General features: G+C 41.3%; 5 protein-coding genes. 3 read left to right on the top strand and 2 right to left on the bottom strand.

Translation table 11 applies throughout. The features are described from left to right. Positions 1-763: 763 nt before the first annotated feature. Both BLP33_RS22020 and BLP33_RS22015 read left to right on the top strand, forming a co-directional pair. Positions 764-3916 (top strand): SusC/RagA family TonB-linked outer membrane protein, encoded by a 3153-nt coding sequence (locus tag BLP33_RS22020; protein ID WP_175490086.1) that lies wholly within the window; start codon positions 764-766, stop codon positions 3914-3916. Between the two features lie 24 nt (positions 3917-3940). Further along, the gene (locus BLP33_RS22015; RefSeq protein ID WP_090533173.1) at positions 3941-5539 is read left to right on the top strand and encodes a RagB/SusD family nutrient uptake outer membrane protein; all 1599 of its coding nucleotides are present in this window, start codon (positions 3941-3943) and stop codon (positions 5537-5539) included. A gap of 455 nt (positions 5540-5994) precedes the next feature. On the opposite strand, the gene BLP33_RS22005 is transcribed toward BLP33_RS22015, so the two are convergent. Further along, the gene (locus BLP33_RS22005; protein ID WP_090533170.1) at positions 5995-10110 is read right to left on the bottom strand and encodes a hybrid sensor histidine kinase/response regulator transcription factor; all 4116 of its coding nucleotides are present in this window, start codon (positions 10108-10110) and stop codon (positions 5995-5997) included. An 844-nt stretch (positions 10111-10954) separates the two neighbouring features. On the opposite strand from BLP33_RS22005, the gene BLP33_RS22000 reads away from it, so the two are divergent. Continuing rightward, positions 10955-12427 (top strand): RICIN domain-containing protein, encoded by a 1473-nt coding sequence (locus tag BLP33_RS22000; protein ID WP_090533168.1) that lies wholly within the window; start codon positions 10955-10957, stop codon positions 12425-12427. 443 nt (positions 12428-12870) lie between these two features. Here the strand turns inward: BLP33_RS22000 and BLP33_RS21995 are convergent, their stop codons facing one another. Further along, positions 12871-14424 carry a RagB/SusD family nutrient uptake outer membrane protein gene (locus BLP33_RS21995; protein WP_090533167.1) on the bottom strand — a complete coding sequence of 518 codons (1554 nt, stop codon included), beginning with the start codon at positions 14422-14424 and terminating at the stop codon, positions 12871-12873. Between the last annotated feature and the right edge of the window lie 5 nt (positions 14425-14429).

The raw sequence follows: 14429 nt of genomic DNA, 5'->3' as shown, positions 1-14429 counted from the left end.
CAGGATCGGTTCACTATTGTGTGGTAAAATGTTTTCGATACATATAAATACTATTCAGGGCCTCAAAAAGACCCTTTTTTGTGCCCTTTCCAGAAGTAAACCGCTGTTTAACCGCAAAATTATTCCTGCCTCTAAAACCAGGCTGTCTGGTAAAACTTTTAGAAAATTTTTAATCTTTTACCGGGCAACCGTGGAATCGGTTTGGGATAACAAATACCGCGCTTCATTTTCAATGAATGATAAATGATAGTCATTAATGTTGAACCTCAAATCAACCATATAAGGTATCATTAAGCAAATCCTTAACAACCTTGTCGATTCTTAGAACGCTGCCTTTCTACCGCATAAACATACTCGGATGATGACAACTTGAATAACAAAACTATTCCAATGCGAACGTCATAGCTTGGGAACCAGTAGCGCTTAATACAAACAATTGTTTTTTGAACACCAATAATTCAAAATGCCGGTAACAGCCAAATATTGGTATGCGCTTATCGATGCATGATAAGAACATGAAAATATACAAATTGAAACATTTGTACACCTATTTTTTAACAAATGGCGCTACTCCGCAAAGTATTTTTGAACGCCAGAATTACTTATTATATAAACCATAAAGCTCATTTAATATTTTCTTACAATCAGGATGGAGATGCTTGCTATATTTTCGCAATCGATTGTATTTTAATATTGGTGTTTATTTAACAATTAATTGTGGTTAAATAAAAGTTTTACTTAACAACAAAAACCAATTATGAAAATGAAAATTACAAATTTTACGAGGCTGCTAAGCGCAGCTAAATTACGGCACTTGCTGCTACTGCTGGTGTTTATGAGCACATTGCCCGTAATGGCACAAACAGTCACCATTAAAGGCGTCGTAAAATCGGCCGATGATAACAGTCCGCTACCCGGGGTTACAGTTGCAGAGAAAGGAAAGGAAAACGGAGTTATTACCCGGACGGATGGCTCTTATTCGCTTAATGTTACAGGGGATGCTACCCTTGTATTTTCTTTTGTTGGTTACACAAAACAAGGGATTAAAGTAAATGGAAAAACCGTACTGAATGTAAATTTACAAAGTGATAGTAAAGCCCTTAATGAAGTAGTAGTAATTGGCTATGGTACCGCCCGTAAAAAGGATCTGATAGGCTCGGTAAATGTGGTAGCTGCTAAAGACGCAGGGGCTAACACATCTACAAGTCCGGCTCAATTATTAATAGGCAAGGCACCTGGGGTTCAGGTAATGCAGGCTAACGGTGTGCCTGGTTCGGGCGCTCAAATTATCGTACGCGGTACAGGCTCGTTTACCGATGTTAGTCCGCTTTACGTAATTGATGGTATCCAGGGCGATGCCAATTTGTTCAACGCCATCAGCCCCCAGGATATTGAAAATATAACCATACTAAAAGACGCTGCCTCCACAGCAATATATGGTGTTGCTGCAGCAAACGGCGTTGTGATCATCACCACCAAAAAAGGTAAGGCGGGTTCAACTCAAATTACATTTAATTCGCAGGTGGGTGTTTCAAACGTCACTAAAAACCTTGATCTGCTGGGTGCCGCCGACTATGTGAAGCTCCTTAAAGATATAGACGCGACCAATAACAACCCGGTGCCGGCAAAACTTAACACGCCATATGTATTAGTTGACAGGACCAATTGGCAGAAAGAGATTTTTAAAACATCCGTTTCAACTCAAAACGACCTGAGCGTAAGCGGAGGGAGCGACAAGGTTACTTATAACATGTCGGCAGGATACGTTACGCAGCAAGCCGTAGTTAAAGATTATAATTTTAGAAGGTTTAATAACCGGTTTGTATTAGATGAAAAACTGGGTCGTTTCCATTTTGGACAAACCTTGAACTTACGGTATACTAAAACTGCAGGCCAGGTAACAAGTATTGGTAACGCGCTTGGTTATGCACCGTATCAGCCCGTTTATGATGCGTCTATCCCCGGTGGTTACTCTATCCTTACCAACGTTGATGATAACAGCAATGCTGTAAACCCATTGCAGATTTTAGGTGTACAAACCTTAAGCAGCCACGACCTCGTTTTATTTCCGCAGGTATTCGGCGAGGTGAAAATTATCAACGGGTTAACTCTTCGTTCGCAGGTATCAGGTGTATATGGCAACAGCGTGAACGATTCGTACCAGATACCATATGTTACCTCCAACAACCTTGCATACACCAGGCAGGCAGGTCGTGCGTCAAATAACTATTCTAATTATACCATCGAAAATTACCTATCATATAATCACAGCTTCGGAAAACATAATATTTCATTAACTGCAGGTACCAGTTATATTGATGCAGGCAGCACCAAATATCTTAGCGTACTGGGCACTGGTATGTTATCGGATGCTGTAAGGGATATTGGTGTAGCGCCTACGCTTACCGTGCAGGGTAATTCATCGGGCTATTACACTCAATTTGGCAACGTCATTTCCTATTATGCCCGTTTAATCTATTCGTTTAATGATAAGTACATTCTTTCGGGTAGTATCAGGCGCGATGGTTCGTCAAACTTTGGCCCGTTAAGCCGTTATGGTAACTTTCCGGGTGGTGGTTTTGCCTGGCGTTTTGCCCAGGAGGATTTTGTCAAGTCGGCATTGCCATTTATCAATGATGGTAAACTGCGCGTAGGATGGGGCCGCACAGGTAATAACAGATTTGGCCTTACAAATACCAGCGTATTTACCTTTAACGGGCCGCCGGGAAACCTCGTTTATTCGTTTGGCCAAACCGAACAGTTTGTTAACGGTACAACTGTAATAACTATCGCCAACCCTTTATTACATTGGGAAACAACCGACCAAACCGACGCGGGTATCGACCTTACGTTCCTGAATAACCAGTTAACTTTCTCGGCCGATTACTATAACCGTAAAAGCAGCGGCCTTATAGTAGCGATACCTTTGCCGCCAAGTTTGGGTGTGGGTATAAACACATCAAACAGTAACGAGATTGTTAATGCGGCGGATGCCCAAAATAAAGGTTTCGAATTTCAATTAGGTTATCGTTCAAAGCCCCAAAACGGTTTTAGTTATAATGTAAGTGTAAACGGTGCTTACAATAATAACAAAACAATATCATTAGGTACACAATCGCCAACACCGATTGTTGGTGGAACAGGAGCAATTTACACACTAACACAGGCAGGTTATCCTATCGGTTCATTTTATGGTTACAGGGTTGGCCATGTAGCTAAAGACCAAGCCGAAATTGACGCCCTGAATAAAACGGCACAGCAAAAAACCGGCGATGCCAATGCGGTTTATCAAACAGGGTTGCTTCCGGGCGATTTTATATTCAAGGATTTGAATGGGGATGGAGTTGTTGACAGCAAAGACCAGCAAGTTTTGGGAAGTGCTATTCCAAAGTTCATATATGGTATTAACCTTGGGGCCACTTATCGTAATTTTGATCTTAATGTGGTATTATCAGGCGTACAGGGAGTTCAGATTGGAAACAATTTGAGATCGAGTTTGGAGTTTGCCGGAACAGGACATAATGCCTCAACAGCTATATTAAACAGGTGGGAGAAACCTGGCGATAACGCTCTCCTGCCAAGAGCCGGGCAAAATGCAACCGGATCCGGAAATTTAAGGCCATCAGACTTTTTTATCGATAACGGCTCCTATTTGCGTGCGCGTAACATAACCCTTGGCTATTCCTTTAGTAAAGCCACACTGCAATCGTTTTCAGGTTCTGTTTTAAGCAAACTGCGCATATATGTTGCCGCTGAAAATCTGTTTACTATCACCGGTTATAAAGGGTATGATCCTGAGTTAAGTACAGTTTATGGCGATAACAATTCAAACGATACTATTTTTAACCGCAATATTGATAACGGCCAGGTACCGCAACCGCGCACATTTTTATTCGGGATACAAGCAGCATTTTAAAAGGCATTCTTTAAAAATAAAAACATGAAAAAATATATAAAATTCCTTTTGATGACAGCACTTCTTGCTTTCTCAATAGGGTGCAAAAAAGATCTGAATCTGACAAACAAAAGTGCTTACACTTACGATACTTATTTTAATAGCGATGTTGCAATAAACCAGGCTGTTGTAGCCACTTACGCCGCTTTGCTGCATACGGGCTTTTGGTCTGGTGATTATTATACTACTTTCGACCTGCTTGGGTATGACGCTAAAAACAACCAGCCCCTTTTAGGTGATTATTTGCAAGTGGCCCAGTATAATTTTGGCCCCGACCTTGACGTAATGAACAACACCTGGTCGGCATTTTACCAGTTGATTGCTCGGGCTAATGTAGTTATTGACAGGGCGCAGGTGTGGAAGCCAGCTAACGCCGCAGAAACGACCGACCAGGCGCAATATGTTGCCGAAGCCAAATTTTTGCGTGCCTATGCTTATTTTAACCTGGTTAATTGTTTTGGACGGGTACCTTTACGTACCAAATATTTACCCTTGCCAACACCTGCCGATATCAATATGCCGAGATCATCCGTTGCAGATATATGGGCCTTTATTGAACAGGATCTGAAAGATGCCGAAGCAGGTTTACCAATATCTTACCCTGCAACCAGCTATGGCCGTGCCACGCAGGGCGCTGCAGTGGCGTTGCTGGGTAAATCATACCTTTATGAAAAAAAATGGACCCAGGCCCAGACTGAGCTTACCAAGCTAACGCAGCAACCTTACACCTATGCACTGGCGCCAGTTTATAATAACCTGTTTGACGATCCTAACCAGGATAATCCTGCCTTGAACCCTGAAACTATTTTCCAGGTGATGAACCAGCAGTGGACAGATTGGGGGATTGGTAACCAGTATTATATGTTTGGGGGCCAGGAAACCTGGGGCGGTAAGGCAACACATACCGTTCGCGCTCAATCATATGGCTTTAATGATTGGAACAACGTTTATGTAACTACAACAGCTGTTAAAGCGTTCACTTACCCTAACCCGCAAAATCCATCGGTTAATTACGTTGACCCACGTGCTGCTTTTACTTTTTACGGCGATGCCGCAAGCGGCGGACAGACACAGTATTGCCAACAATGTGCAACCGGTCCGATAGCTTATCCTTTCGCTACAAAAGGTTACGAATGGCTTAAGTACGAATATTATAACAAGGTAGCTACCTTTGGTGGCCCGCAAAGCGGTATCAACGGCCAGGTGATCCGCTATGCTGATGTATTGCTGATGTTGGCCGAAAGTTATATTCAGCAGGGCAATACGGGTGATAAACCTTTGGCCTTAATTAACCAGGTACGCAGCAGGCCAAGTGTTAATGCGCCGCTTTATACATCATTAGGCAGCCAAACCGATGCAATGCGGATATTAATGCGTGAACGACAATTGGAACTAACGGGAGAACAAGTTCGTTATTTCGACCTGATTCGCTGGGGTATTGCCAAGCAAACTATCAACGCCGAAAGGCAAATTGAAGATGGCACACAACCTTTCCAGGATAAAAATGTGTTGTTCCCGATACCGTTGGCAGAAAAGAATGCCAACTCTGCAATAGCAAAAGATATTTCAGGCGACTGGAATTAAGAAGCCTATTAAGGAGTTGGTTTGCAACTAAACTATACAGATCGTGAACTAATAGGTGGCGTTTCCATAGGTTTAGCTTTTAAGTAACATAAATTCCAATAAGAGCAGGCTTTGTAGCTTGCTCTTATTTCATAATCCTGGCGAAAGATTTCTTTAATTTTTCTTTCTCTTTTTATAAATACCATGATACAGGCCAAAAACATCACTAATCCTGTCACTAACCTTACCACATAATATGCATCACGTTTCTTGTAAAGCGTATAGGACTAAGTAAGCAGTATTGTTTTGCTTTTCCGTCGGGAAACGGTTTACCGGGGCGGTTTTTATCGCGATACTTCTTCAAAAAAAGTAAAGTATAATCAAACGCATATGAGCCGGGATAGGTTTAAAATAGCCAATAAACTACTGGCTAAGATTAAGTTTAACTTTTTTAAAAAGGGTAAACAAGGCAGGTATTACAGGTTTATTTTTCTTTCGGCCCCCTGATTAACCATGGCGTTTTTAAAATTCTTCCTAAATTTTTTGATGTATTCAGATGGTTTTAAATCAAACACCTTTTTAAACTGCTCACGAAAATATTTTATATCTTTTATTCCAACAGCATAAGCGGTTTCCAATATATTTAAATCGCTGTGAACAAATAGCTGCGCGGCTTTTCTTAACCTGATAGCTCTTATGAAGCTATTAGCTGGCTGGCCTGAAATCATTTTGATTTTTTTGTAGATCCCCGAATAAGACATATTTAATTCGGAGGCTAAGGATTGCAGATTAAAATCGGGGTCAGTTATATGATCTTCCACAATTCGGATACAGGAATCCAGAAATCTTTTGTACTCGATAGAGATAGTGTGCGGGTTATTGTTCAGCGTAATTTCATTATAAAAGTATTGCTGAAGTGTGTTTCGGCTTTTAAGCAACCCGCTAACCCGTGCTTTCAGGATGTCTTTGTCAAAAGGTTTTCCAATATAATCGTCGGCGCCTCCTTCAATACCTTTTAGTTTAATTTCATTTGATGCACTGGCGGTTAATAAGATAACGGGAACATGAGATGTTGTCATATTCTCTTTAATAGCGGCGCAAACTTCTATCCCGGTCATGCCCTGCATCATCACATCGCATATGACTATATCCGGCCACTGCTCATTAATAATTTTGATTCCATCCTCACCATTTGGCGCTACAAGAACATTATATTCAATTTTAAATATCTGACGGAGATACTCTCTCATATCCTCGTGGTCATCGATGATTAACAGTGTTTTGAGGTCAGACGCTATTACTTCCTCTCCCGGCTCTGCTGCGGGCACTATATCATGGGCTGTAGTTTCAGAATCTATCAACTCTTTTAAAAACTCAGAAGTAGCTGTTGGCTGTTCTGAGATGATCTGATCTTTTAAATGCGCTTTCCCTTTTTTTAAAGTGATTGTAAAAGCTGTCCCTTTTCCTGCTTCGCTGTGATATTCAACAGTTCCGGCCTGGCGCTCTACAAAATTTTTAACAAGATAAAGCCCAAGGCCAAACCCTCCGTTTGACGTACTGGCCAAATCAGACACCTGGTAAAACCGGCTAAAAAGTCTTTCGCCAACTTCAGGTGGGATTCCGCAGCCGGTATCCTCAACGATTATTGAAACTGTCTGTTCAAATTCCTCTGCACAAACCCGAATTCTACCGAGTTTTGGAGTGAACTTCATTGCGTTTGAGAGCAAATTAAACAGCACGATCTCTGTTTTTTCCCGGTCGATATAAACATTCAAACAATCGGTTGGTGATATGAATTCAAGTTGAATGTGTTTTCTTTTTGCTTCATGTACAAAGCATAAATAAACCTCCCTGCATAAATCGATTATATTAACATTACTTATCCTCAATTGATCAGATTCCGATTCGGCCTTTTTGAAAAGCAGCAACTGATCTACTAAACCTAATAACCGGCGCGCGTTCCTGTAAACGATGGTTAAATTGGAGGTATCTACCGTCTTATTTTCATTATATAAAAGTTCCTTAATAGGATTAATGATCAATGTTAATGGTGTTCTGAACTCATGCGAAATATTGGTAAAGAAGGCGAGCTTTCGCTCGCTGAGCTCCTTTTCCTTTTCGCTTTCATAATGTGCTATCTGGATTTCATATTTTAATTTAGCCTGACGGTCCCGGTATAAAAGATACAGATAAACTACCCCGCCAATGATTATGGCATAAATTGTATATGCCCACCAGGTACGGTACCATGGCGGCGAAATAATGATGATCAGGGATTTGGGCGTCTTGTTCCAGATACCATCATTATTACTTGCTATAACTTTAAATTTATAAGTTCCGGGATTAAGATTGGTGTAAGTAGCCCTTCGCTGGTTACCGTTAAAATTCCATTTTTCGTCAAAGCCTTCCAGTTTATACCGATAACTATTTTTTTCCGGATGAGTATAATTCAGCGAAACAAATTCAATTGAAAATACATTTTGATCATAATTAAGAAAGGCAGTATCTGCTGTACCAACAGGTCTTTTCAACGGTGAATCAGCACCCGGTTTTACAGATTTATTAAACACCTGAAAATCGGTAAAGTAAACCGGTGGGATTTTATCGTTCAATTTAATTTTTGACGGATCGAATACCACGACACCTGAATTTCCCGCTAAATAAATTTGCCCATCTGCGGATTTGTAAATAAGCGAATGCGAAAATACGCCGTCGCCCTCATCAAAGTTAGTTATGGCTAATGTTTGGGGTGTAAACTTTGATACCCCCGTGGCAGAATTGATCCAAAGATTTCCCACCTCATCTTCAACTACACTGTTGAAAACGTTGCTTGCAAATCCGTTTTTACGTGAATAAACAATAAAAGAATCGGTTTCCGGAGCATATTTGTTTAATCCGTCGGCTGTGCAGATCCAGATGTTCTTTTTGCTATCCTCAAATATGCAATGCACAATATTATTACTGAGGCTGCCTGCAATTTTATCATTATAAGTATAGTGGTGAAAAATCCCGGTTTTAGGATCAAGACGATCAACACCGTTTCCGCTTGTTCCGATCCATACATTGCCTTTGCTATCTTTTAAAAGATTATAAATATGGTTACTGGCAATTGAATTGGGATTCCTGTCGTCATTATAATAATGTTTAAATTGCTGTGTTTCTTCATGGTAAATCTTTAAACCGGCATCTGTGGCGAGCCAATATTCGAGAGGCCTTACTTCAAGAATATCCCTGAAAACATCTTCATTAAAAAAATTACTCAGGGCCGAATGGTGAAAATGATGGATAAACCTATTATTGCTGCTGTCAAATTTATCAAACCCATTTTCGGTTGCTGCCCATAGCACCCCCTCATTATCCAAATATATTTTACCAACCTGGTTACTGCTGATACTTGAGGGATCATTGGTATGTTGAAATAACTTTGTTGTCTTTTTCGGTAAATCAAACTTATATAGCCCTTCGTTGGTAGCCAGCCACAACATATTGCCTTGCAATAACATACTTTTTGCTTCGCGGGGGGCGATTGATAAGGGGATGAAACGGAATTTATATTGTGTAAAATCAACTTTTGTTAAGGCGTCTTTGCCACAAAGCCACATAATACCGGCCCCATCATTATAAACATATCCATCCGCAGTACTATTAATATCGCCAATCTTTCGCCATTGACCATTACCCTTATTTATAAAATAGAACCCGCCGTTACTTCCAACAACTAAAGTGGAGTCATTAGCCTTATCAATGCTAAAAGCTCCTACGTTGATATTATCGTGACTCGAAAACCGTGTATATTGCTGGTTTTTAGGATTAAAACAAAAAAGGCCGCTCCAATAGGTACCTACCCAAATGCAACCGTTTTTTTTATCGTAAAAAAGGCTCCAAATATCATTGGGGCTTTTTTTAAGCTGAGATTCAGTCTGCGGATAATTGCTGAAATGTTTACTTACCTTATCGAATTTATTTAATCCACCATTCCAGTTTCCCAGCCAGAGGTTTTTTTTATCATCCTCAACAATTGCATTTACCGACTTGCCTTTTATTGAAAATCGATCATTCTGATTGGGTTTATAACTAACAAAAGATCGCTTATTTGACACGTATTGATTAAAACCATCATCCGTACCTATCCATATCGTTCCTTCTTTGTCGCAGCAGATCGAAAAAATCTTATTATTACTTACCGACTCTTTGATCTTATCGCTATGATAAAATCGTTCAAACTTCTCGGTATTGGGATCTAAAATGTTTAAGCCGTCCATGGTGCCAACCCATATCTTTCCGTTCTTGTCTTCGGCCAGCGCACTGATAAAATTTGAACTTATACTCGCGGTATTTCCGGGAATATTCACTAAACTTTCAAAAGTGTAGCCGTCAAACTTACAAAGCCCGTTATCCGTCCCTATCCACATATACCCCCGGCTGTCTTTAAGTGCCACTGTTACATTTTCAGAAGGCAGGCCATCATGAGTGGTATATGATTTTAATGCAAAATTCCTTGCATCGTTAGTTGGAAAAGTTACCGGAGCCTGCGCGTTCACAATACTGACAAACAGAAGATTAATCAGAAAAAACAAGACAACTTTACGCATAAATCCGTTATCATTTTTAATTAGGCAAATACAACACTCCGTATCATCACTAACATTTTTTACACTATAAACCAGTTATCGCCGCTTGGCTTAGGCGGGCCATGCATTTAATATTGTACTTAATACACTTGTAACCTTCAACAATTCGGCAATGTAAAAACAGAGTTTGTTGGCTGTGCCAGAAGTGCCTGCAAATAATTTTCTAATATCCAGGTATTAGATGTTCATTTGATGAATTTTCCTCTCAGGGCCAGTAACCATCAAAAACTCATTTAATACTCATTGAAAAATGATTCGTCAGTTCGCTTAACTTTTGGCAGAACCTGTCATATAATGCTGAAACACTAAGTTTATAAGGCATCCAAATGTAAATAATTATTAATTGTATTTATAACAATAATTAAGAGCAAAGGGCATTCGTTGAATTGGCGAAAAAGCAAATTAAAAGCCGGGCTATTGTAGTAAACCCTGATAAAATGCCACTTTATCCCCCCAATATTGAGGCTTTACCCCCTTTTCAATTCCTACTTTTTAAAAGAAATTTAGGACAACCATATAAACACGGATTTTCTTCCTCCGATATTACGTATAGCCATTTTTAACGGCTAATTAAATTACTGATGGTTACATTCCGCAGTGATTGACAGTTAATTATCGGCAGAAAATCTATTGTTCAAAACATCTGCCATGATAATATTTGATTTGTGCCCGAACATGCATTCGGTCAGGTTACTGGTAACCCATATAATTCACTTCATATTAACGCTGGGAAGGGCCCCGCCATAATTAAAAATTAAAACCGATTGATCAAAAGAGCTACTTATTTAACACCTGATATAAAATTATGAGAAAAAACTTAACTACCGGGGCACTATACTGCCTGTTAGCCCTGGCCATGGGCTGTTCTAAAAACCCTATTCAAAAAGGCGCTGACCTATCAGGCCAAAAATTTGGAAAACAATCATTTGCCCTTTCAACTACCAATACAAACGGTTTCAGGGGTATAAACTGGGCCGACCCTAACGGAAACGAGGGAGATGGGAGGGTTGTATTGCCCAGTGGTATGACTACATCGCTTACCGCTACGCAAGCTGCTACTTTGGCCACTAATATATCCAGTGCCGTTAAAACAAGCGGCGGCACCACCATCAGGATGCCGATAAACCCCTGGACTGCCTCAAGCTCGACTTATTGGCCGGTTTACCAGGCTGCAATTAACGCGGTTGTGGCAAACGGCTGTAAAGTAATACTTTGTTACTGGCCGGTTGGGGTACATCATGTACCTGATACTGCACAATGGCATACCATGTGGACAACAGTAAATAATGTATATAAAAACAATACATCGGTATTATATGAACCTATCAACGAGCCGGTTGATTATTCAAGTACCGACCTGAACAACTTATATGCTGGTTTCTTAACCACTTATAGCCCGGCCGATGGAAAATGTATCCTTGATGGTACAGGGTATGCCGCCGACGTAACTGCGGTTGGTGCCGATTCAAGGTTAGCCAACCAGTATCTTGGACTGCATTGCTACTGGTGGTTCTGGGGCTCGTACAATGTTTGGTCAAGCTACTATAATATCATGTCGGCCCGTACAGGTTCATACGCGTCACGTACCATAGTTACCGAGGTTGGTATCGAAACTTTCAGGAACATGAGCTTCTGGTGGCAATGGGATACCGGCGTATATGTTGACCAGGCCTTCCTCACCGGATCGCTTGCCTACGCCAAGGATAATTCAATGGGGACAATAGCATGGTCGGGCGTTAATGATATTGATACTTATCGGTGGTATACTGCAAACAATAACCTTACCGAGGTTAGCCCGGGTACCGCAAATATGTTCAGGTGGTCATGGAAGCTTACCGCTGCACCCGTATGGATAGGGCCGGTTGCTGACGGGCGATATCAACTTCAAAACCGGGCATCGGGCCTTATGCTTGATAACCTGGGCAGTACAACCGATGGCGCAGCTGTGGCGCAATGGGCATCAGGAACAAGCAATAACCAGAAATGGAATATAAGCTACACTGCCGGTTATTATACTTTAAGTTGTGTTACCGGAAAAGAATGTCTTGATGTGGGTACAAATACCGCAGATGGGTCAAATGTTTTACAGTATGTAGTAGGCACGAGTACAAACCAACGTTGGTCGCTTGTTTCAACCGGAGATGGCTATTATAGGGTAATTAATCTAACCACAGGCAAATGCCTTGATACCGGAGGTTTAACTGCCAATGGATCAGCTGTACAGCAGTGGCCACAGGGTTCAAGTTATAACCAGCAATGGAAACTTATTGCTCAATAGAACATATTTAATTGCCAGGGTAAGCACCCGGCTTTAGTTTAGAAACACATTGTTGAAGGCTGTCTCAAAAGGACGGCCTTTTTTAGTTTTCAATCAATTCATAATTACAGAGATTCTAAATTCGTCGGGCTTTAAAAGCCGTTTCTTAAAATAAATGAAAAGTATATCCATCATATCTCAAAGGGCGTTTTAATTTTGTTTGAGAAGGTTTTACATAGATCGGCATCACATTCGAAAGACATTCCCTTTTAACCAGCCATACACTCTCCGATCTTTCACTAACAGGGCGTAAAATTTTCAATAAGATACAAGATAGATGCGTTATAAATGCATTTATAATGCGAAAACCCTCGATAGCTCGCCGCAATCGGCAGTCCTATCGAGGGTTGTATAATTAAAGAGGGGGGCAATCACATCATTTATTGACGTAATGTCCGGGAGCCCTAATATCCCGGATTGTTAGGCAACAATTTTTTATTAATATCAATATCAGCCTGAGGAATAGGCCAAAGCCACCCTTTGCCAGCGTCAAATGTCCTGGTCTCTAACTTAACCTGGCTAAATTTCCAGGTAGATGGGCTTGCCGGGTTTTTTAGCAACGATTTGTCGTAACCATACACGTCATGAACAAGGGATTGATCTTTCCATCGTAACATATCTGCATACCGGGTGCCTTCCATAAAAAACTCTACCCTACGCTCGTGGCGCAAAACGGCACGTAATTGTGCCTGGCTTAAACCGGCTCCTTCCACACTTTCTACCGTTGGCATATTTACCCTTGCCCGTATCTGGTCAATGAGTGTATAAATTTCGGGTGCAGTACTTCCGGATTCAATCAAGGCTTCTGCACGAATCAGTAATACATCTGCATAACGCATCAGGATAGTATTTAAAGAGCAATTATTAGGGTCGGCAATACCAATTGCTGCGTATTTACGCGGACGGGCCCCTGACGGCACTACATCAGTGGCGGGGATGTAAGTAGTTGAACCCCACTGAGAGCCGGGCAGCACCACTGAAGCGGCCAGTCTTGGGTCGCGATTAACATAAGGGTTTTGCGAATTGTACCCAGAAGCCGAATTGGTAATTGGCAATCCATTGGTCATGTAATATGAATCGATCAAATCGGTGGTAACATTTGGTGTTGGCCAAACGCTCAAAGATAGGGCAGATGACGGCCATGGTTGTGGTTGGGTGGTTGGAATATATTGGATATCAAAAATTACCTCGCTGTTGTTTTCATGCGCTTCATCAAATAATAAACCATAATTTGGATATAAACTATAGGCTTTAAGATCAATCACATCCTGCGCTGCCTGCGCGGCATCGGCCCATTTTCCATTATACAAAAGCACTTTTGCTTTGTAGGCCAGGGCGGCACCCTTTGTTGCACGGCCCACGTCGGTACCTGAGTAAGAGGCTGGCAATGCTGCTGCGGCATCTGTAAGGTCAGTTACAACCTGGGTAAGCACAGTGGCTTTGGCCGTTCTTGAAACATATGCGTCCGAAAGTGACTGAACTTGGGTAATTAAAGGTACATCGCCGAAATAAGCAATCAAATCAGCATAGGCGTAACCACGTAAAAACTTAGCCTCTCCTGTCATTTGGCTTTTTACTGTAGCATCAATGCTTGCAGCGGCAATATCCTTTAGGAACTCATTGGCTCTGGAGATAATAGTATAGTCCTGCGTCCACTTAGCGTATGGGGCCCAACTGTTGGATGTTGTTTGCCATTCCCCCACTTCCTTCGAGCCCTGCCACGCGTCCTGGCAATAGGCGTTATCCGATTCAAAATCAAACTGGAAAAATTGTGCCGGCGTGGCATTGGGCTGTAACGCATTGTAAATACCCACCAAGGCCATTTTTACCTGGGTTTCATTTTGGTAGAATGTTGATGGTGATAAGCGGTCATTTGGAGTCTTGTCCAACAGACCTTTCTTGCAGCTTGCAAGATTAATAACAGCTAATACAGTTAAGACTTTATATATATTTTTCATGATTT

This window comes from Mucilaginibacter sp. NFR10, from assembly GCF_900100445.1.
GTDB classification, from domain to species: Bacteria; Bacteroidota; Bacteroidia; order Sphingobacteriales; family Sphingobacteriaceae; genus Mucilaginibacter; species Mucilaginibacter rubeus.
Note: the sequence above shows the minus strand (reverse complement) of the source record. Positions and strands in the feature narration are given on the sequence as shown.

What these genes read in the sequence shown, in the direction of transcription:
- BLP33_RS21995 (WP_090533167.1), bottom strand. Translation starts at nt 14,424, where the DNA reads ATGAAAAATATATATAAAGTCTTAACTGTATTAGCTGTTATTAATCTT.
- BLP33_RS22015 (WP_090533173.1), top strand. Translation starts at nt 3,941, where the DNA reads ATGAAAAAATATATAAAATTCCTTTTGATGACAGCACTTCTTGCTTTC.
- BLP33_RS22005 (WP_090533170.1), bottom strand. Translation starts at nt 10,110, where the DNA reads ATGCGTAAAGTTGTCTTGTTTTTTCTGATTAATCTTCTGTTTGTCAGT.
- BLP33_RS22000 (WP_090533168.1), top strand. Translation starts at nt 10,955, where the DNA reads ATGAGAAAAAACTTAACTACCGGGGCACTATACTGCCTGTTAGCCCTG.
- BLP33_RS22020 (WP_175490086.1), top strand. Translation starts at nt 764, where the DNA reads ATGAAAATTACAAATTTTACGAGGCTGCTAAGCGCAGCTAAATTACGG.